Here is a 21,835-nt window from a genome sequence, read left to right as displayed (position 1 = left end):
ATGAATACTATGCCTAGAATGCTTCAGTTTGACGCAGAATCAACGAAAACACTTTGCCCTACCCACCATATACCCCTGATGGAAATTGCTGGTCATAGGCTCTGTAAATTGTGTGCCAAAGAAACCGTCCATCACTCACATGCAGCCTATGAGGATGAACTGCAACAGCGATTGCTACAACAGAAAATTAAAAATTCAGGGCTCAATAAACGCTACCTGGATCGTGGCTTCAAGAATTATGTAGTTGCATGCCCTGCACAAGATAATACCATCAAGCTATGCCAGGCCTTTGCACAGCAAATTATTTCTGATCACAACCCGAACATGTTGATGATTGGTACACCGGGTACAGGTAAAACCCATCTGAGTGCATCAATTATTCGCAACATTCTGCATAACAGTACAAAATCTGCACGCTACTATACCAGTGCAGAAATTGCTCAAAAAATGATGGATACCTGGTCAGATACTTCACGCTCTGAGAAAGAAGTCATCGATCATTTCTCCAGTTTTGATTTATTGGTGATTGATGAATATGGCCTGCATGACCGGCATGAAAAACGCCTGGAGATGGTGCATAAGGTCTTATATAGTCGTTATGACAATATGAAATCTACCCTGCTGATTTCCAATTTCACAGTCCAAAATATGCAGCGGGATTTAGGTGTCCGATTATGGTCACGATTACATGAAAACAATTTGATTGTAGTACCGTGTTATTGGGATGATCGACGAATAAGCAGATAGCCAAACTTTTTGCTCAAGCCAATTATCTTCCGAGATAATTGGCTTTTTTATTAAAAAAATTATTTACAGGCTCGAAAAGTGGGTTCAGCGGACGCTTACGGTCAAAATACATTTTGTGGTGTATGCAATATTTCAAATGAGCTCAAAAACTCAATTTCATCCGAATTGCTATCTACTCCAAGTAATTCTTGTACATATTTTTTGACTAAAATGGATGAATTACATAATATTTTTTACCAATTTTTATTATGAACTACCCCAATTTCAAGCCATTTATTTCCTTGAATTCTGGTGGTGCGTATTCTTATTTTAATGGACAGATATTCTTATTTGAAGTAGAACATCAATTCTTACTTTACTTGGACACATTATAAAATTTAAAGTATTCCTGTACCAGTTTGATGCTTTAATAAAGCTGCCAATTGTGAACCTGATTTTAGCTTCTCTGTATAGGGACAGCCTTGATCATTAGGTGCCCAATGAGGACAACGTAAATAATATTGATCTAATAGCCCAACTCCATTCTTTTTCTTTTGTAAAACCATCGGTTCAGCATGCATTGGGCAACAAACAATGTTAACACCTTGCTTTTTACTCCTTAGATCAGACTGTAAATCATCCATACGCTCTATAATACTTTCAGACGTACGATGATCCTGAAGAATAATATTGAAGTCTTGAGCTGAAAGACTAAATTCAGGTGCGGATGTATCTGTCATTAATGCTAAGTCTTGTTGAGATAAATTTTCACGATATTCACATAAACGAACCTGTTTATTATTAAAATACCAACCTGTACATCCCCAATAGAAATCTTGTGGATTAACATGAACTAAATTACGTGCCCACTGTAATTTCATAGGTCTTTGACATCTAGGGCATGCCTTTGCCATGGTATCTGCAAAAGCATTCCATTGAAGGACATGGGTTGTTTCTAGATCAATATCAACTTTATGAATATTATTTTCATTCTGTTGGAATCTATCAGCAGCAATAATTTGACTATCACTTTTAATGCCTTGTTTTAAAAAATTTCTTTCCTCATCAAGCTCATACAGCCTTTTACGTTGTTGTTCAGTAATACGTCCTGATTCATTTAATTTTCTACGCAAAAATTGAATTTCTTGATTAAGCTCATGTATTTGATCTTGTTTTTTGTCTCGCTCATCGTAGACAGTTTTTGCTACGATTTCTTTTGCAGTGAAATAGGTTTTGACTGTAGAAACGACTTCAGAAACTACGCTCACTGCTGCACTGAATAAAGACCCAATGCCAGAAAACAACATATCAAAAAAGCCCATAATTTCCTCGTAAAAGAAAGTCTATGACGTAGTCATAGACTTTCGATTGCTTATTTCACTAATTTCATCAAACTACCAAAACTATCAATCACCGAATAATGAACTACATCCTCCAATGATTGATTTTCTTGATTTAAAGTAGCGAAGAACTTTTTAGCACTGTCAATTTTACGTTTCTCTTTTTCCCTTAGGTCACTGTCTAGCATTGAGCCTTTAGTTTCTGCAACGAAATAGATTTGGCGTACTTTATCCTTATTGAAAGCAATTGCCCAGTCAGGGTTATAGCTACCAAAAGGCGTAGGAATCTGGAAACGATCAGGAAGTTTAGCGTAGACGACCACCTCATCTGCACCATCCAGCTCCTCAACAAATTTACGCTCATTATCAGAATCGGTGACTACGTAATCCCATATATGACGCTCTGCCTTATACGCCTGTAATGGAATATTTTCATTACTCACAAAGATTTCATTGTCAGGATAAGTACTATCTAAAGGGTTATATTTCAGTCCTTGAATGACCATTTTGGCTTGCTGTTCGTTGATGATACGACTCATTTCACGAATGAAAGCTTCTGGATTCGACTTAAACTGCGCAAATACCGCAGCGTTAATTCCCTGTAAGATACGAGCAACCGTTTTACGAGTGAGATTCGTATCATCAGCAATATTGCCAATCAGGTCATAGGTCACTTGAGACTGAATAAAAATATTCGCCACTTCAGTTTTTGAAGTCACCTTCCCAAACATTTCTTTGGCTTTGACTTGCTCATAGGTGGATTCATCATTCTGTGTCGCTTCTGCAAGTTTATAACTCAACGTTTCCACAAATTTGTTGTTGCGCTCAACAGCAGTACGTTCAACAGCACTAATGCTTTGCTCAATGAGTTTTTCAGAATCTAGATGAATTTGATAAACTGCTTTACGGTTAATACGAGACCATAAAGCCTGGAATTCTTTTCGTTCTAAATTGGTTTGGTTGATCGTATTGGTTAGCTTCTTATTGCCATTATCAGTCATACCCTCCAAAGCTTTTGGATCAAACAGCCCATCAATCAGCTTGTGAATTTGCTCAGAATAAGCCACTAAATTTTCAGGCAATTCAGCAAGCGTACCTTGCTCTTTCGCTTCGTGATACTTTGACGTTAACTGATCATTGTCATCTATATAATCATGCTTAGACAGATGCTTATTAATCTGCTTTGCCATCAATTCAGTTACTTCAACACTAGATCCATCGGATAACTTAAAAATTTTCCCTTTAAAGTAATCAGGAGTCGCTTGTGTCGGACGATTTTGAATCGTATTTAAGATTTCTGATTGTAGATTCGACACAAACTCTTTGTAACTTTCATTGGTAACAACTGTGAGATTATTCAGTTTATGAATTTCTCCTAAGGCCCCTTGGAAATGGTTGGCATCCATACGTTCGCCAAATTTATTCACTGCAAGGCGCATACCACGGCCAACTTCTTGGCGACGAGAAATCACATTATCTGAATGCTTTAAAGTACAAATCACAAAGACGTTCGGGTTATCCCAACCTTCTCGTAACGCTGAGTGAGAGAAAATAAAACGAGTTGGCTCTTCAAAGGAAAGTAGGCGTTCTTTATCTTTTAAAATCAGGTCATAAGCGTCTGTATCATTGGATATCTGAGCTTCTTCAGCTTTCTTATCAATTGCTGGATTGGCAAGACGTTTTGATTTCTTATCAATTGAGAAATAACCGTTGTGAGTGCGGTCTACCTCAATTGCTTTCAGATAGTCAAAATATGGGTCATTTTCTAAGTTTAGATCCAGAACTTCATTGAGTACCTGCTGGTACTGTTCTTTAAAAATTTGAATATATTCCCCATCTACAGGATTATTATCCTCATCATATTGACGATATTTTGCTACTTCATCAATGAAGAAAAGACTCAGAACTTTAATACCCTGATTGTATAACTGACGTTCTTTTTGAATGTGTGCACGAATCGTTTCACGGATCTGAATGGTTCGCATGATCTTTTCATCAACATGTCCCAATGCTTCACCAACATGAATTTTGATTCCATTTACAAAAGTAATGGAATTATCTCGAGCATCAATATCTCTGACTACATATCTATCATTATATTGTTCAGCTTTATTGGAAATATCATAAAGATTATTGCCTTTACTGACCTTTCTCACTTCACGCTTAAAGCCATTTTGGGTTTTAATTTCGATTTCTAAACGCGCGACAGGTGCAGATTTAGATACAATGATGTCTTGTAAGTATAAATAGCCATGTGTACCCGTTAAGCCTTGTACTTCCACACCTTTCACGGTGATTTTTTTCACCAGTTTTTGGTTATAGGCATCCAAGGCATCCAAACGGTAAACAAGGTTATAGTTGCGCTTATGCGTAGCTGAATAGCGCAAAATGAATAAGGGGTTGAAGTTTGATAAAGACTCTAGTGTTTTATCTGCCCCCATCTTTTGAGGCTCATCCAATATTAAAATTGGACGGTTACGGCTGATCACATCAATTGGACGACGGGATTGGAATTCATCCAATTCGTCATAGATCCGACGGTTATCTTTACCTGTCGCATTAAAGGCTTGAACGTTAATGACCATGACATTAATGCCACCATTAGAACTAAAACTTTCTAAATGGTGCAGTGCTTTTGAAGCATAGATAAAGAAACGCGCCTTTTTGCCGTACTGTTCTTGAAAGTGATCTGCCATCATATTTAGGCTTTTATAAACGCCCTCACGAATGGCAATGCTTGGTACGACCACAATAAATTTCGACCAGCCATACTGCTTATGCAGTTCAAACATGGTACGGATATAACAATAGGTCTTACCTGTACCTGTTTCCATTTCAATATCAAGGTTTAATGGGCTTTTAGTCAGGTTTTTACCTTTGCCATTGTCATCCGTGATCAATTGCGATGATCGTTGTAATCCACCTGCTGCTTGTACTTCCTGAATGTTTTTCAATACAGCTTGCAGATCAAAAATATGAGCATTCTCAAAACCAACATCGGCAATAACTTTTTTAGCCTTACCACCTTCTAAGTCCAAGGTTTCTTCAAGCATATCAACCTGTGCAGTTGCTTTTTTCACTTTAGCTGCACCTTGGTCAATCATGTAACGATGACCTTCAGAACGTGGTTGTCCTTTAAAGCAATCCACAATCGCTTGTACAGAATCTTTCTGATAATCAAGAGTTTTAAAACGGATTTCCATTATCTAACCTTCTTAAAGAAACTTGACTTCGGTATCAGGAGAGAGCTGTTTAAAGCGTTCTTTGATATTGGTTTTATCATGGTCTAGACGAATGGCCTTTTCTGCTGATACGAAGCGTAAAGGACGATCTTTAGCAACTTCATCAACTACATCGAAAGTCAAATCATCAAAACAAGCTACAAGGCTATTGCCTGCAACGTAAAAGACTTCTTTTCCTGCAATAGTTTTACGTTCAATCGGTAAAGAAAGTTCAAGCCCCCAATCCAACATGACTTGGAATAACAGATCTTCAGATGTACGGTCTTCTTTAATATTTGAAGCTAAATCCAGCATATCAGCTTGTCTTAAAGCGTCAGGTGTGTAATACACATCCTTCATATTGGTTGAGTCAATTTTTAAGAATCTATACCCACAAGTTAAATTATATTTATTCTTTAACCCCAAAATTCTTTTATGAAAGATATTTTCTATACCTTCATGGGCAATTTGGATTAAAATAAATTTTCTTTCATTATTAGAGTCTATTTCCTTGTTTATTTCAACGATAGCTTGAGCTGTTGTACCAGAACCTGCATATAAATCTAAAATTAAATCCCCTTCATTTGAAAATGTTTGAATTAAATATTTCATCAAATTAATTGGTTTTACAGTATCAAAACCATGTTGATTTCCAACAAGAAAATTTAATTCTGATTTTCCATTCTCAGCAGTACCAGTTAAATCAGTATCTAAATAGGTATATACTGGATAGAGAGGGTCATATTCATCATCTTCATATTTTTTTAAAACTGGATATCCATCTTCATTAAAGATTATTTGATTGTCTGCAAATAAATTTTCAATCGTTTCTTTTCCAGCTTTCCAACGATACTCTTCTTCAGGTAAATAACCATTACTTTCAAATCTCATGGTTTCACGTCTGAATGATCCTCTATTCGAAGTCAGAATTGTTGTAGTCCTGTATTTTCTACCATCTGTATCCGTATGAGGATAAGTTCTACTTTTTGACGAGCTTAAATTTAAAATAACTTCTTCTGGGTTAGTCATAGAATAGACAATTACATATTCAGCAACTTTTTGAGCTCTATATTTTGAATTACCGGCATTAGTAGGTTTGCTTCTTGATTTCCATGTAAAAATTCCGAGTTGATTTTTTTCTCCAAATACTTCACTCAGCATTTTGAGCATGTTACTTAATTCACGCTCTCCAATCGATACAATGATAAATCCGTCATCTGCTAAAAGATTTTTTGATAAACGTAGCTTTGGATAAATATCTGATAACCAATCAGAATGGAATCTTCCGTTACTATCAGAATTTGTAAAGAATTTATTACCTTCTTGATCTATTTCATTGGCTTGTAATTTGTATAGATCTCTATTAATTGCAAAATTATCTTTATAAATAAAATCATTACCCGTGTTGTATGGTGGGTCAATGTAGATCATTTTGACCTTACCCAAATAATTCTCTTGGAGAAGTTTTAGTGCTTCGAGGTTATCACCTTCGATAAACAAGTTTTCTGTCTTATCAAAATTAACGCTTTCTTCACGACATGGGCGCAAGGTTTTCGCAATTGGTGCATTAGCCGTTAAAATGGCTTCTTTTTTACCGACCCAATCAAGATGATAGCGTTCCTGCTCACCTTCAACCAAAACTTGTGAAAGTTCTTGTTTAAGCAAGTCAAAATCAACGGCTTTTTTCAGCTCACCATTTTCATCTTTGGTTTCGGTAATGCAGTTTGGGAATAGTGCTGAAATTTTTTCGATGTTTGCATCCACAAGATTGGGTGAGTGCATTTTTAACTGGTCTGACATAGATAACTCTTAATTTTCTGAATGATTTAATTCGGTATTGGTACGGTATGCTTGCTTTTCATGCGTCGGTGTCGTTGGAAATGCAAGACAAAGCTGGTTGGCTTTTACCATTGGGGATAGATAACGCTTTCTTAAAGGTTCAGCCTTACGATTCAGCAATTCACCTAAAGCAGATATGGTAAAAAAATGCTCACTACAAAGTCGCAAAATTATGTGCTGCATGACTTCGAAAGAAAGACGCTGCTTTATTCTCGCTTCATTCGCCAAAACATAAAGACTTTCCCTAAAATCCTCAGATAATTCCATTAAATTATCAATAATTGGAAAGTCCAAACGATCGCTACACAAGCGCCCCATCTCATCTCTATATGATCCATTAGGTATAGAGCTCGACTCTTTAAGACCTAAGCTAGCGTCGTTAGAACCTAAGCTCGCTTCGTTAGAACCTAAGCTAGAATCACTTATTTCTTTATTTTGTTCATTAAAAATATCATCTGGCTGAACAATATCTACCCCAGCCAAGGTATATACAGAACCACGACCACCACTCGTATTTAGAAAGCCAAGTTTAACAAGATGTTGTAAATCACGAGTGATATCAACGGAATGTCCTGTCACAACAGTTTGTAAACGTGCATGTGTTACAGTGCCTTCAAGTTTGGCAATGGCAAGGGCAGCGCGCTCATTTTGCGTGAGCTCAGTAAAACTTGAGCCAAATTGTTGCGTCAATTGCTGCATGGTGTCAGATGGAAATAAATCAACCATGGTCATTTCGAGAAGGGTTTGATTATTGGGTTGTCGCTTCTCATGTAAATAAGGTGGAATCCAATGCTGAGAATGCCACCCAGATAGGATTTTTGGAATTCCTGAACCTGCCTGCTCACCGACATTAATAAGTCTAAATATTTGATGTAGCCTTCGATTACGGCAGTCGGATTCACTACCTTTTAGTGCATGCTCTAGTGGAATCCGCATCAGTCCAGGATTTCGGAAACCAAACATATCGGGACGTTTTACAATAAGGACCGAAGCTCGATCTGTATAATCCGCATGTACAATACAATTTACCAAAGCTTCACGTAATGCAATATGAACTGGTGTATCTTCTTGACGCACTCCATCTTTAAGCTCAAACGGAATTTTTAAATCTTGTATAAGTTTATTATAAACCTTACGGTAAAAGTCGTATAAGTTCCCGCTCCAAGAACCGTCAGGCACAACTCGATCAACCCAACGCGCTTCTGTTTGCGCATGAGGTCGTTCTTGATAGTCCACCATGTAGTTTGGGAATACCTCAGCTATTGTATGCTGCATTCCAAACATCAATAATCCCGCTTTGGTTAGACCGCGCGCGCCTGTTTCACGGTTAATCCCATAAGCCCCGATACGACGTAAAAACTCTATATCAACCAAATCATTTAATTCAGCATTAGGATTTAAATTGCTATAGCGTTGTCGATAAGACCTTAATGACTCTATCGCTAAATCATCTAACCCAAAATTCGGAAGAATCTCATCATCTCGACCATCATGTGCTTGTTCAGCCAACATGCGTTTGACATGTTCATCATCAAGTTTATAGTCACCCTCATTCTGACGAACATAAGTATTATTGAGTGGATTATTATTTAAATAAATTGGCTGCTGCTTTCGTGATGCTCTAGGCACAGCAATCACTAGCAAACATTTACCATCAACTTGCCATTCTCGAACAAACTGATCGGTTAACAAGTTTTTATTAATCTTTGCAGGATTATTCAGCGTATTAAATAAATCTGCTTTGATCTGAATAAGATTTTCTATACCACGTGCTTCAAATGTGCCATTTTTTAACTCTTTGGCACCTAAAATAATGATGCCACCATCCGTATTTGCAAAAGCACTGTATGTTTCCCAAAGGCTTTTTGGTAACCCACCTTTTCCATCATGACCAATAGCTAATTTGCACTCAATATCTACGCTTTCCTGTAGAAGGGAAAAATCTCCTGCGATCAATTGCTCTAACTGCTGAATAATGGAATTTATCATTTTATATCAACCATTAATGAATACGGCTTATCTGTAATTGCAAATTTTGCAATTGTTTATTCAACTCAACTCTACGATTAAATTGCCTTTCATTTCTCAACTTGGATTGCAACTGAGCAAGCTGCTTTTGCAAGCTTTCAAGTTGTTGAGCTTTTTGCAGTTGAAGTTCAATAGAAACGGACTCATCATCGTTTTCTAAGTCTTTACTTGATGCAATTGGCAAGATTTGAGCAATGAAATGTTCATATAGATCAGCCAAGTTTAAATAAAAAGGTAGTTCTATACGATCATGATCCTCTAGCCATTCAGAAGCATAATATTGACCTATCACAGCTTTGCTTTTATCTGCTTGATTCAACCGTTTATAGGTTGCAACAACCTTCACTTTATCTTGATAAACAACTTCAAAAACAATTGGAGTGAGAATGAGCTTATCAATGAAAGATAGAATTGACATATCTAAATCTTCAACCCGACTTTTCACTCGAAAGATTTGAATTTCCTTCAAATCTTCCTGATCTTGGAGGTGGATTGTAGATGAAGCCAACTTGTAAGCCCACCGTATATTTGCCACTTGATCAACAAATAGTTGTTCGAGCTTGGCATTGGCTTTCCCTTGCTCATAAAACTTATTTTTCGGAATTAACAGATCCACTTTAGCCTGGGGTGGAAATTTATATAACTTCATGATCAAGATTCTTCAATCACAATAAAACTAATAAGCTCAAAGTCATTTAATCCAGAAACCACATCTACCAACGCCGATGTAGTCAAGCCTGAAAACAAGCTATCAATATCCTTCTCAGCTTTTACGTCCTGAATGGTATGAATTACAATATCCAACAATTCTGAATATTGGCTCATATCTTGTCCATCATTGGTTTTCTCATTAAACTTTTCATATGCTTCAGGAATCGGATGATCTTTTCCTCGACATGCTTTACGTGCTACATCCAATAAATATTTGGCTTGGGTATAGTCATAAACGACTTCACCGCCTTGATTAATATAAACTAAGTAATATGGATATAGGCGGTTGCTTTGGCTGTTAGGTGACTCAGGATGTCGTGCTCTTAGGGTAAAAATAACTCCTGCATTTAAACCGAGTTCTGGCTGTGCAGGGACAACGGTATGCAATCCATTCGGTAATCGCTCCAATTCAGGATGCTCTTCCATATAGCCAAGCAAATCCATACGGAAGTCATTTAGACCTAAATCGGTAATAGAAACCCCTGTATTGGCATCTTCCAAGTCTAGTACTTCAGTTTGTAGCTTTTGTAATTGTTCACGACGATAGGCAATATCATTGGCTTGAGCACTGAGGACGTTATCATCTCCCGTACTGGTCATATCGACGATCACCATGCGATTCTCGACGCGTTCTCGCAAGTTAATATATTCATCCAGACTGATATCAGGCCAGTAATTAACGAGCTGAATGACGCTATTTGATGAGCCAATACGATCCACACGCCCAAAGCGTTGAATGATGCGTACAGGATTCCAGTGAATATCGAAATTAATCAAATAATCACAGTCCTGTAAGTTTTGTCCTTCAGAAATACAGTCGGTTGCAATGAGCACATCAATTTCTCTGGACTCTTCAGGGAATATGTCTGCTTTTTGCTTTGATTGTGGAGAGAATAGAGTCAGTAAGCCCTGCATATCATAACTTTGACGACTTCCCACTCTGGTCTTAATCGTTGAAGTATTATCACTACCGATCACTTTGGCACTGTGCAGACCGTAGGTTTCTAGCAAAATCGGAGCAATATGCTCATAGATATAATTCGCTGTATCCGCAAAGGCAGTAAATATGATGACTTTACGGTTATTGGCATTAATTGGGTTCTGAATTTTCTCAACAACATGTGCTTTAAGATGCTGTAGTTTGGCATCCTTTTCAGCATTAATTGGCTGAATCATTCGCAGTAAACCGAGAATAATGTGGTAGTCACCGTCTAGATCCGTTTTCCAGCTCAACAGATCCATATCAGCCAAATGAATTTTGAGCTTATTGCCAATGAGGTCTTCAGTATTAAGCAATTCGCCATTCTCATCTTCATCGTAGCCAAAGTCTGGTGAAATACTGACTTCATCATCCGCCTGACGAGCTTCAAAGTCCGCAATTTTAGCGAGTGCATTTTCAATATTTTTCTTTAAAACGTTGAGCGTCAGTCTAAACGCATGGACAGAACTTTCTAGGCGTTTCAGCAAGTTGACCGTCATTAAGGCCTGTAAACTTTTTTCACGGTCTACCTGTCTTAATTTACCTTTGCCTTCTACACGAGTATCAAAAATCTCTTCATATTTTCTTAAGGCACTTGGAAAGATATAACTGACTGGTGCATAGACTGACATCTTGATTAAGGACAGATCTGCATAAATTTGATTCAGAGAAACACTATCCTGATCGGTTGATAATGCACAACGGAATGAAATCGGCTTGAGTCGTTGAGGGAACTGTCCAATATCTTTGGTGTCATAGAAAGTTTGAATGTGTTTTCTTGAACGAGCAATTGTTACGCTATCCAACAGCTTAAAGAAATCGAAATCCAGAAGGTTAAGAATTTCTTGAGTTGTCCGTTGGGCAGGATCTAGTTTTGCCCAGGCATTAAAGCTGGCCTGTGCTCTACGGAATATGGTTTCGATATCACGTTCAGTATCGAGCTTATTTTCCAATAACCCTGCATTTCCCTCATAAGCAAGGGCGAGCTGATTCTTAAGGTCAGTAAAGTGATTATTTACTGGCGTAGCAGATAACATTAACACTTTGGTTTTCACGCCCTGACGAATCACTTGATTCATTAAGCGGTCATAACGTGTTTCTCGATCCTTAAACGTGCCACGGTTACGGAAGTTATGCGATTCATCAATGACAACCAAATCATAGTTACCCCAATTGATTCTCGCCAAATCTATGCCTAGGGTTTCACCACCTTTACGAGAGAGGTCTGTGTGATACAGCACATCGTAGCTAAAACGGTCTTTAGCAAAGATGTTCGTAACTAAATTGGCGTTATAGTTCGTCCAGTTCGCCCCCAATTTCTTAGGGCATAAAACCAGAACGCTCTTGTTTCGTAATTCGTAGTATTTGATCACAGCCAATGCGGTAAAGGTCTTACCCAAACCAACACTATCCGCCAAGATACAGCCATTGTAGGTTTCAAGTTTATTGATAATGCCTACGGCTGCATCTTTTTGGAAATTGAACAGCTTATTCCATACCAAGGTATCCTGATAACCTGTGAGATCATTAGGCATCACATCTGCATTGATATCTTCGAGGAAGTCTTTGAAGATGTTGTAAAGCATTAAGAAGTAAATGCGTTCAGGTGGATTTTCCTGATAGACAGACTCAATGTGTCGAATAATTTCACTAGTGACATCTTCAACTTTTGAGGGGTCATTCCAAATTTGATTGAACAGCTGAATATAGGTTTGCACCATCGGCTGCTCATCAAAGCAGTTCACCATATTGGAAATAGCATTACCTTTTTCAAAGCCGAGTCCCATAGGGGTAAACCCCTGAATTGGCATATAGGTTAAGGATTGCTCAGGTTTCTGAATACTGATGAATTCCTGCATTGGTGCATTGCTGTTATTCGATTTAAATGTTGCTTTTCGTCGTATCCAATCTGCACACTCTTTAGCAATTGCCTTTTGTGATAACTGATTTTTCAAGTGAATTTCAAATTCTGTGCCATAAAGACTGCTTTCACGATCTTGTTTAGGAATGACAAATTCACGTCTCTCTTTCTTCAGTTTGTCCGTCACATTATCTGCAACAAAGGTTGGTGACGTAAAAACAAATTGCAGTTCTTCGATCTTTTCTAATTCTTTTTTTAAAGCAGCGTAAGCATAGATGGAGAAATAGGAAGCAGCGATCTTTAATCTGGACTTTCTACTGAGATTTCCCCCAATATCTGAACCTAATGTGCTGTTGATGTTATCAATGAGTTTCATTTGTCAAATGCAGTAATTAAGACAATATGATAATAACTGATATTTTTCTTATTAATTAAATTATCACTTTGTTCTCACAACGAATTTCTATAAGTTTAGAGACTAGTTTTTTTTCACTACCACCCAACCAAACCAAATACTCATTCTCAACTGCCTGTCTGTATGCCCAATCAGCTACCCGACGCGAACGCTGCATATCAGTTAAAAAACCAAGTTGAGAAATCTCTTGAGTGATTAGTCGATCATGTAAATAATTACGTTCTAGCCATTGATCTAGGAATTGCTCGGATGCCAGATAATTCCTTTTTTGTGAATTACATTTATCATCTGCCAGAACAAAGTTATGTCCGGTATCGGCAGGATATAGAGACCATGGAATAAAATGATCCAGCGCTTCTGGCACAGCTCTTCAATAATTTCACTAAACTGTCTCAAACAATACATCACTTTGGGTAAAAGCTTGAGGGACTGTTTGGAGTCTTCAAGGCAATAGAGAAATTCTACCGTTTGACCATTCAGATTCTGCAAATACACTACTGGCATTTGCTTTACCGTTGTCGCAACTGTTCGCTTCAGCCTGTTCCAGTAAAGTACATCCTTTCTCAACGTTCCCAAGGTCTTGAATTGTTGCTGTGCATTCTGAATTTCACTGATGATCTTTGCCTGCTTACCAGTGTTTTGATGAATAGTAAAAGGCTCATACTGGTTAAACTGAAACGGCAGTGACTGTTTCCAGTACAGGTTAATAAACTTTTCAGCAATATCCTGATATTCCAAATGCAACGCAGCACCGGTATCTTGCCCCTGTTCAATCGCCAGACGCGTGATACTTATCAGCAAGGCAAACTTATAGGTCGAAGTAAAAGTCCCTGACTGCAATATCTGCTGAATATGCTTCAAGAATTTCAGCTGCTCGTTGGGTGTTGGTATTTCGGCTGTACTGAACAACATGTCTAAGCCTGCTTTTTTCTAATCAGAATATTTAACCACTTTTCTGTACGGTCTGGGCGTTTATCTACAGTAATCCATTGCTGTAACAGTAAAGCCTGATCTATTTGTTTGAGTAAGTCGTAAGCTTGCTGCTCATTCAAGTCAGTAAAGCTGCGCCCTTTTTTCTCACGGTCTGTATCGCCATATTTAAAAGACATATAACACACACCATTTGGCTTTAATGCTTTAAATATGCGCGCCAGCACTTCAGTCAGGCGATCTCTTTCACAGTGCAAAAGAGAAGCACAAGCCCAAATCCCATCATACTTAGCTACTTCATTCAGCTCATAAAAACTTTGCTGACGTACCTCGATGCCTGTCAGCTCTCTCGCCTTTTCAACCAGCTCGGTAGAATAATCAATTGCCTCAACTTGATAGCCTTTTTTCTTAAATGCCAAAGTGTCCCGCCCCGAGCCACAGCCCAAATCCAGGATTAATGCCTGTTCCGGCAAATATCTTAGAAATGGTGCATAAAGACTTTCCATCTCAACCTGATAGGTATTTTCAAAAAATGCTTGAGCATGTTGATTGTAATAATTTGATGTTTGATTCATTGTCTAAAAGCCAATATCTTATGTTAAAGAACATACTGATATTTCACTAGATAAGTCAAATGATCAGTCCTATGAATGAATCAAACTCTTATTTCACTGTATCCGGATAACTGAGATAGAAACCAAACTGGTTCTTGTAAATGGAAAAAATATGGGCTTCAGATTTCGCAAGAGTATTAAAATATTACCTGGATTAAAAATCAATCTGACGCATAAAGGCATCAGCAGTGCAAGCATTGGCAAACCTGGTACTTCTTTAAATATTGGCAAAAAAGGCACCCGAACCAGCGTTGGTATTCCAGGCACAGGCCTATCCTATTCCAAGTACCAACCCTATAAGAACAGAGCTGGCAACCAAGAGAATCCTGCTCAGGAACAACAACCACTCTATACATCACATACTGAGAAACCCAAATCGAATGTCTGGATTTGGGTAATTTTTGGATTATTTTGTTTTATTGTCGGGGCTATTATTTTTTAGAATTAGCCGTCCTTTGTACCCATAACATTCATTCCGCTAGGCAAAATTTAATTCATTCATTACTATGGACGGATGTTAAATACAATAAAGGCTGCCGCTAATGTCTGATAATGACAATACTCTGGATTATGATGAAAATGATTTAATCGACTCTCCCTTATCTCAAGTTTTACAAGAGGATAATGAGCAAATTGAAATTCTAATTTATCGATTACCTGATAGTGATTGGACACTGGAAGTGGTGAGCCAAAGTGGTACTTCTACCGTATGGGATGAAACATTCCTGTCAGATCAGAAAGCTCTATCTGTCGCTTTAGATGGAATTAAAGCCGCAGGCGGTATTCAAGCATTTTCCGAACTCAGTGACCTCGAAGCAAAGAAAAATATTTTTCCTGAATCCCTTACTCGCCATTAAAAATGAAGCTGCTAGCGTGGATATGAATCAGTATTTTCTGGATTCTTAGAACCTGTCGCGATGATAGGTTCACTTCAACCCAAACCCATCTAGGGTTGAAGGGTCAAAGTTTTCATCAAACATAAACTCATCTGCTCGCTCTTTTTTTAATGTCGCAAGTGCATAAAAAAAACATTTCTCACATAACTGCAATTCATATCTTTCCCCGTCATGCTTAGAACCATAGCCCCAATGTGCCGATAAAGTTCCAAACTCCAGTTTCGTTGATTGGTTGCATACATCACATACAACATCTGTAACGACTTCTACCTGTTTCAGTTGTTTAATTTCCATATACGGCTCCCGATATCAATCAAGTTAAATTTGTCTATATACTTAGCAAAAACTTACTTATTTTTTATTTTAATCCCAATTCTAAAAACAATAAAAACTATATATAGTGATTTTAATAATTCACAAACACCATATATGGTATTTTTAGCCATTGCATCACTATTGAAAATTATATGAATATTATTTTTTATTTTCAGCCATTTGGCACAAATATGGGGAAGTATCACTGTATGTCTGGAAAAAAGAAAAACGTACCAAATTGCCGCGTATCTGCAAAAAATCTGCAATTAATGTGTTATCCCAAATGTATGCATGCTTATCAAATCTGGATAGCTTTATTTTTTCAGCTTAATGAGAAACAGCAAAACTATCATTTGGATTTCACTTTTAAACAAAATATAGATATCCCTCTCCTTACAACTGATAAACCAGATCACTATTTTTTTAGTAGCCATTTCAGCTGGATCTATGCTTATTTTTACAATAAGAATAAAACTCAATTTAAGTTTAAAGCTTACGAGAAAAATAATTCATATGAATCCATCATTCAGGCTCTAAACGAAGTAAGAAACTTACTCAGTTCTGGTTTGCATCACTCAATTCAGGGCTTAGATATCATTGCATACTGGCTGAATGAACAATACCGACCTGACCATCTTCAAGAAGTTTTCGGTCATAAAATTTTAACTATCAACCAACTGCGAGAATTATCAGGACTATCCAAATCCCAAAGCCCGATAAGTTCTATTTCAGATTATGCAGGTCCAATTTCATTAGAAAAAATTCTGGCGGGAATTTCATCATGAATGGATATAGTTATTTAGAAGATACTCAAGAATTAAAGCTTGAGCCGTTTCGAAAGTTCTACCAAGTATTGGCAGAAGCAAAGCTGAAAAATTATAGTGATTCCCTTAAGCTCAATGACTTCATTCAGCACACTGAAATAATTCAACTTGATAACATCATAAAACAAGATCTTGCTGATACATCAATCAGTGAGTATCCTCTAGCTCATTACCTTATTGCACTCATCAACACCCCATCAGCATATCAAACAACTGCACTAAAATGGGCTATTTTTAATACTCAATGCATTGAATCGCTCAATAACAAAGAACATGCAGCCACTGTAGCTAACCTTTGTAGACGTTTTCGTTTAGCTAGTACAAAGCAAGAATACTATTGGCTTTACAATTTCTTAGCTCCTCTTCCTATAGAGTTAAAAGATCTGCTTGCATTTCTAAATCAAGCAGAAATTGAGAATAGAGAGTTACTTAACCGCTCCACACCAAAATTAGATGAAAAACAAATTGGCCAGCTGGCAAATCTACGTGTCATCTATCAATATGTCTTTACTCAGTCTGAACGTTTAAAACGAAATCGCCAAAGCAGTTCAGGCGCCAAAGAACCTCCTCAAACTGATGTTCAAAAGACATCAAGAATATCTCTCGATGATGAACAAACGCATCAGACTCATTTTGAACAAGGTACAGCCAAACAACCACGCGAAGATAAAACTATAGAAAAATTTGAAGATCATAATTTTGAATTTAATCCTCTTGAGCAATACTCAATTACAGCTCAGGTCAATAATCTCAAGAACAAAGTTCTGCATCAAAACAAAAATCAGTTAATGAGCAAGTCAAATCCTCGTGTCTTTGATTTGCCTACCGCACAGCATATTATACGAATTTTGTTTGAACAGGCAGAAACCTCTCCAATTCATGCCTTACTTTTATTTTCAGTACTCAGTTTGACATACTATGAAGAGCTATTAGTATTTCGGAAAAATTTCCGTCTGAGTTCAAAAAGAAAAGAAATTACTTTTAGCCCTGAAAACTTCTATTTTCGGCAAAGTTTTGATAACTCTAAATTTAAAGATGCTTTATTAAAAGAATATATGCTGAATATAGGAAATTCTTTTACCATCCCCTTACCCAAAGTTTATTTTGATCAGATTTTTCAACTAAAAAAGTGGGATAAAGATGATATTGCTTCAGATGTACAAGAATATTTACGTAGAATCAGTGACGGCCTTACTTTTCATTTAACAGCTCGAAACCTTCCTCGTTTAATCAGCGATATCACGTTGAATACACTCGGATATGAATTGGAAAGTAAATTACTTAGTGGAGAAAACGTTAATAGCTACACCCCAGGCCATTACTATTCAATGAAAATTGTTGATATCCTCGATATTTATAGCCAAACACTTTATCTGGTTTGCCCGCAGCTCGACACTAGTTATATCGAAGAATTTAAATCCCCTCTTACTTTCGGTAGTCAGCAAACGCCAGACCTGCCTCTGGTTAAATCCTTTTTTAAACAGCTTGACCAGCAAGTTCGGGGCAATCCTAACCCTTTCAAAACACTGAAATATTATTCAATTTGGCTATGGTACGTTTGCATGATTATGACATCTGCCCGACCAAATGAAGCCTTTCCCCCGAATCTCGATTATCTTGATCTCGATAATCAATTGATGGCTGTTGCAGATAAAGAGCAGCGTTATTCGGGCACCATTGGACGATATCTACCATTTAACGATTATCTTCGTGATGAAATACAGCATTACCTAAAATATTTAAAACACTTTCTCCACCTCACAAAGGCCTATCTGTCCAATGAACAAGTACAAGCAATCCATGAGGTCTTCGAGGGTGAGCGCCCCTTTCTATTATTTTACGATCCACAAGGATATATCCGAAATTTAGAACTTTCTGATATTCAAAAATACTGTACAGAAATAGCTCTTCAGCGCAATTGGACCCGCCACTTTGCTCGTTATTTTTTTGCCCAATACTGCAATGAAGACATAGTTAAGGGCATCTTTGGTCACGACGAAGCAATGCAAGGACTGTTTGACCGCTATTCAGCTTTTCAGGCGACTGATTACGATCAAATTAGAACAGCACAAGACAAGCTAATTGAAATATTAGAGCTTAAAAGTATGTCGACATTCAACGGGATCATGATTAAATGAGCAGACATCCACACTCCCTCAAAAGAATAAAAAAGCATAGAAAAAACAAAGCATTTCTTCTGAAATTGTTTAGTGAGAAATGTATAGAGCTGACACCTGAAAACTATTCGGAAATTTGTCGCCAAGTTGATAATCAGCTTTTAGAACACTGTAAGTCAAATATCCGTAGCTATCAGATGGCACGTATAGAGTTTGCTAAATATATTAAGCGCTTTAACCGCTTATCGAATCAAAACTATCCGGTGCCCGCCACTCCTGTGAGACATGAGAGAACTCTACCACAGCAAAATATTGAAACCTTAAAACATGGTAAAAAAATTACTCAATTTGCCCAGAATGTGATTGCTCACTGGACAGAACATAATGACTTCAGTCCAACTCAATCCCTCGCTTTTTGTTTGATCAGCACAATATTATTCAATGGCATTTATAATGAGAACGAACTACAAAAGTTTTTAAAAATCATTTTAAAAACAAGGAAATTTCAAAGCTTCTTAGACTCGAATCATGTTGTTTCGCTAGAGATCCCAAATCCAAATTTCGGTAATCAGCGTATTAATAACCCTGAGTTTTCAGTCAGCTATACCAAAACATTTGTGCTGCACGATATTGTGAAATGCTGGATCTACAGACTAAAACATCAAAAATTTGATTTATTTTCAGATATTGATGACGCAGAACAATTGATCAACACTTGCATCAACGAATCCTTTCCTGAGGAAAAGGTGCGTTGTAAAGACCTGTTAAAATACGGTTTTTACTATACACAGTTCCTGAAAAACAGCGGACTGGATCAAATGTCCATTTGTATCTTAAAAAATGAAATTTACAGTTCCAGTCCTCTCGAAAAACAATTAGCAGCTTATTTTATTCAGCCTGAACCCACACCTACCCATACGATTCAGGAAGTTTATAAAAACCCTCAGGACCAATCTACAGTCACTATTGCATTAGATGTAGCTGATATTTTAGTAGAAATACGTCAAGCTATTCGTGCAAAAAACTATAGCGATCAACTCATAGAATTATATGCCAGAGAACAATCTCCAGCCTTGGAACGTTTGCTGCTGTGGAGCATTCTACGCTCAAAATTAACGGAGCCTCAACTGGACCTTCTCAATCATATTATTCAGCAGCAGGAACGATTTAAGCGCAAGCTTATACGTGCAGATTTTCAGCCGCTCAAGCAAAGTTCTCTGAGGACCATGTTTTCACAGTTTGCAGTCCTTTGGCTGCAGGCAACACAAGACAAAGATATTTCATCATTTTCAGATGCTGATTTTGAAGATCTGTATGGAGAAATGCTTTTATTAAAGAAAGAAACAACTAGAGCGACTTTACAAAAACGTCTACAGGAGTTTCATCACAAACAAACCTTATTCTTTAACGCACCCACTATCGATCTGGATAATTTAATCCAGGTAAAAATCTGCAGAACCGCATTGATCTCGCCCCATATTTTTCACCACATGCTAGAGCAGCTCGAAAATACTCAAGATATCTCGATTCAGGATAAAAATATATTTAAACTGATTTTTATTCTGGGGTTCAGAGTCGGACTACGGATCAATGAAACATTGAATATCTTCGTACGTGATCTATTTATTAGTGAAGATGCTGTGATACTCACTGTTCGAAACAATCGCAATAAAAATCAAAAAAGCTACTCAGCTTACCGCAAGATTCCCCTGCATCATCTCCTTAAAGCCGACGAATTACATACATTTAAAGCATATAGTCAGAATAGAAAACGCTTGCTAAAAGAACAAGGAAAATCAGTTACACAACCGCTATTTTTCAAACAGTCGTTGGAAGAAACTCATGAAAATGAAGTCAATGCTCTGTTGAAACAATTGATCCAGTCAACTTTTGGAGAGCACAATTTTACTTATCATAGTCTGCGTCATTCAGCATTTAATCATCTCTATCTGATTTTAAAACACTCACCGCTTGCTGATGCATTTACAGACTATACGCCAAATGAGCAAATACGCATTCGTTCTGCCTTGCTACGGATCAGAAATACTCAACAGACCTGGTATGCTCTTTCACATTTTGCCGGGCATCTGACACCTGAAACAACCTGTTCTAGCTATCTGCATTTAATGCATCTGGCAATCAGTTATCAGCTTAATCAAATACAAAGCCTGCTTCCTAAAGAAGCCTATTTTAATATTCTAAAACATGATGCTGCTGTTAAATATCCTGTTCAACAACGTGCAATAAGACCGTTCTTATTTGATCAACTTACTAAAGACCGTTACAAGCAACATGATCATCAATATCAACCAGGGCACCAGAGTTCCACTGACCCACTGATCTTGGGAGCACATGATTCCGAAATGACTTTTGAACTATTGCATCACATTCTTGCAGTAGAAAAAGAACAAGACCTTTTGTTACCTGAAGCTATTCCTTTGCAAATCGCGCAAAAATTACGTGCCAGAGCTCTGCATTTGAAAACCTCCTATGTAAACCAAAAAAAATCATCGAGGTTATTTACCACAGATTTTTTAAGGAAAACTCCTGCTGCATTAGTTACCATGTTGCCGACCAATCAGGAGGAAAAAAAGGTCATTCACCATGTTCAGGAGCGTTATGCAAATGTACAAAGTAAATACAAAAAACAGCTCAATACGATCTACTCAATTTATCTTGAAAAAGTTCAGCCCAATTCAGCCCAGTTAATTTTTGAACTGAATGAAAAACGGCAACTGAAGAAACTTCTTTCTTTTATTCATAGCTTATTTCCAAAAAAATATCTTCATTTAGAACTCTCTCAGCAGAGCAAGACAGAGCTCAAAAAGACATTACAGGATTTAACATTACGGGCAGAAAATTTCAGCCTGAATGAGGATGAAGAGCGAATTAAGTTCTCTTTCAAGTATAAAGATGCAAAAGCACTTGGGGTATTCAAACTACTGATGTATCTCATGATAGTTTCTCATCTTTAAGCTGTTTGTAATAAAAATTTGAACTCTGAGAAACGATAATCAAA

At 37.3% G+C, this 21,835-nt stretch carries 14 protein-coding genes and 1 pseudogene; 6 read left to right on the top strand and 9 right to left on the bottom strand.

The window, feature by feature from the left end:
• Positions 1-747 (top strand): ATP-binding protein, encoded by a 747-nt coding sequence (locus tag E2K74_RS08900; RefSeq protein WP_151203589.1) that lies wholly within the window; start codon positions 1-3, stop codon positions 745-747.
• Between the two features lie 377 nt (positions 748-1,124).
• On the opposite strand, the gene E2K74_RS08895 is transcribed toward E2K74_RS08900, so the two are convergent.
• The 8 genes and pseudogenes from E2K74_RS08895 to E2K74_RS08860 form a co-directional block, all read right to left on the bottom strand.
• Positions 1,125-2,048 (bottom strand): hypothetical protein, encoded by a 924-nt coding sequence (locus E2K74_RS08895; RefSeq protein WP_151203587.1) that lies wholly within the window; start codon positions 2,046-2,048, stop codon positions 1,125-1,127.
• 50 nt (positions 2,049-2,098) lie between these two features.
• Positions 2,099-5,269: a type III restriction-modification system endonuclease gene (locus tag E2K74_RS08890; protein WP_151203585.1), complete on the bottom strand. Its 3,171-nt coding sequence runs from the start codon at positions 5,267-5,269 to the stop codon at positions 2,099-2,101.
• A 12-nt stretch (positions 5,270-5,281) separates the two neighbouring features.
• Entirely contained in the window at positions 5,282-7,087 is a 1,806-nt protein-coding gene (locus tag E2K74_RS08885) for a site-specific DNA-methyltransferase (protein WP_151203583.1), read from the bottom strand.
• A gap of 9 nt (positions 7,088-7,096) precedes the next feature.
• The gene (locus E2K74_RS08880; RefSeq protein WP_151203581.1) at positions 7,097-9,115 is read right to left on the bottom strand and encodes an RNA-binding domain-containing protein; all 2,019 of its coding nucleotides are present in this window, start codon (positions 9,113-9,115) and stop codon (positions 7,097-7,099) included.
• Between the two features lie 13 nt (positions 9,116-9,128).
• A complete protein-coding gene (locus tag E2K74_RS08875) occupies positions 9,129-9,803 on the bottom strand; it encodes a DUF4391 domain-containing protein (RefSeq protein WP_151203579.1) in 675 nt (224 codons plus the stop codon).
• A gap of 2 nt (positions 9,804-9,805) precedes the next feature.
• Positions 9,806-13,081 carry a helicase-related protein gene (locus E2K74_RS08870; protein WP_151203578.1) on the bottom strand — a complete coding sequence of 1,092 codons (3,276 nt, stop codon included), beginning with the start codon at positions 13,079-13,081 and terminating at the stop codon, positions 9,806-9,808.
• Between the two features lie 55 nt (positions 13,082-13,136).
• Positions 13,137-14,032 (bottom strand): annotated as a pseudogene (locus E2K74_RS08865) (HNH endonuclease).
• Positions 14,033-14,034: 2 nt separating this feature from the next.
• Entirely contained in the window at positions 14,035-14,625 is a 591-nt protein-coding gene (locus tag E2K74_RS08860) for a class I SAM-dependent methyltransferase (protein WP_151203576.1), read from the bottom strand.
• A gap of 151 nt (positions 14,626-14,776) precedes the next feature.
• On the opposite strand from E2K74_RS08860, the gene E2K74_RS08855 reads away from it, so the two are divergent.
• A complete protein-coding gene (locus tag E2K74_RS08855) occupies positions 14,777-15,106 on the top strand; it encodes a DUF4236 domain-containing protein (RefSeq protein WP_151203574.1) in 330 nt (109 codons plus the stop codon).
• Between the two features lie 100 nt (positions 15,107-15,206).
• On the top strand, positions 15,207-15,521 hold the full coding sequence (locus tag E2K74_RS08850; protein ID WP_151203573.1) for a hypothetical protein: 315 nt from the start codon (positions 15,207-15,209) through the stop codon (positions 15,519-15,521).
• 69 nt (positions 15,522-15,590) lie between these two features.
• Here E2K74_RS08850 and E2K74_RS08845 read toward each other — a convergent pair whose 3' ends face one another.
• Complete coding sequence (locus tag E2K74_RS08845) at positions 15,591-15,854, bottom strand: hypothetical protein (protein ID WP_005094670.1); 264 nt, start codon at positions 15,852-15,854, stop codon at positions 15,591-15,593.
• A 308-nt stretch (positions 15,855-16,162) separates the two neighbouring features.
• Between E2K74_RS08845 and E2K74_RS08840 the strand changes: the two genes are divergently transcribed.
• Genes E2K74_RS08840 through E2K74_RS08830 form a run of 3 tightly spaced genes read left to right on the top strand, consistent with a single transcriptional unit; the run spans position 16,163 to position 21,791 of the window.
• The gene (locus E2K74_RS08840; RefSeq protein WP_151203611.1) at positions 16,163-16,660 is read left to right on the top strand and encodes a hypothetical protein; all 498 of its coding nucleotides are present in this window, start codon (positions 16,163-16,165) and stop codon (positions 16,658-16,660) included.
• Positions 16,657-18,837, top strand: coding sequence for a hypothetical protein (locus E2K74_RS08835; RefSeq protein WP_151203571.1), 2,181 nt, complete (start codon positions 16,657-16,659; stop codon positions 18,835-18,837). The genes E2K74_RS08840 and E2K74_RS08835 overlap by 4 nt, the downstream gene beginning before the upstream one ends.
• Positions 18,834-21,791, top strand: a complete 2,958-nt coding sequence (locus E2K74_RS08830; RefSeq protein ID WP_151203569.1) for a site-specific integrase — start codon at positions 18,834-18,836, stop codon at positions 21,789-21,791. Before E2K74_RS08835 ends, E2K74_RS08830 begins: the two co-directional genes overlap by 4 nt.
• The last annotated feature ends 44 nt before the right edge of the window (positions 21,792-21,835 follow it).

Source organism: Acinetobacter sp. RF15B (assembly GCF_007558235.1).
GTDB classification, from domain to species: domain Bacteria; phylum Pseudomonadota; class Gammaproteobacteria; order Pseudomonadales; family Moraxellaceae; genus Acinetobacter; species Acinetobacter lwoffii_C.
The sequence above is the reverse complement of the archived record's forward strand: the minus strand, read 5'-3'. Positions and strand labels throughout refer to the sequence as shown.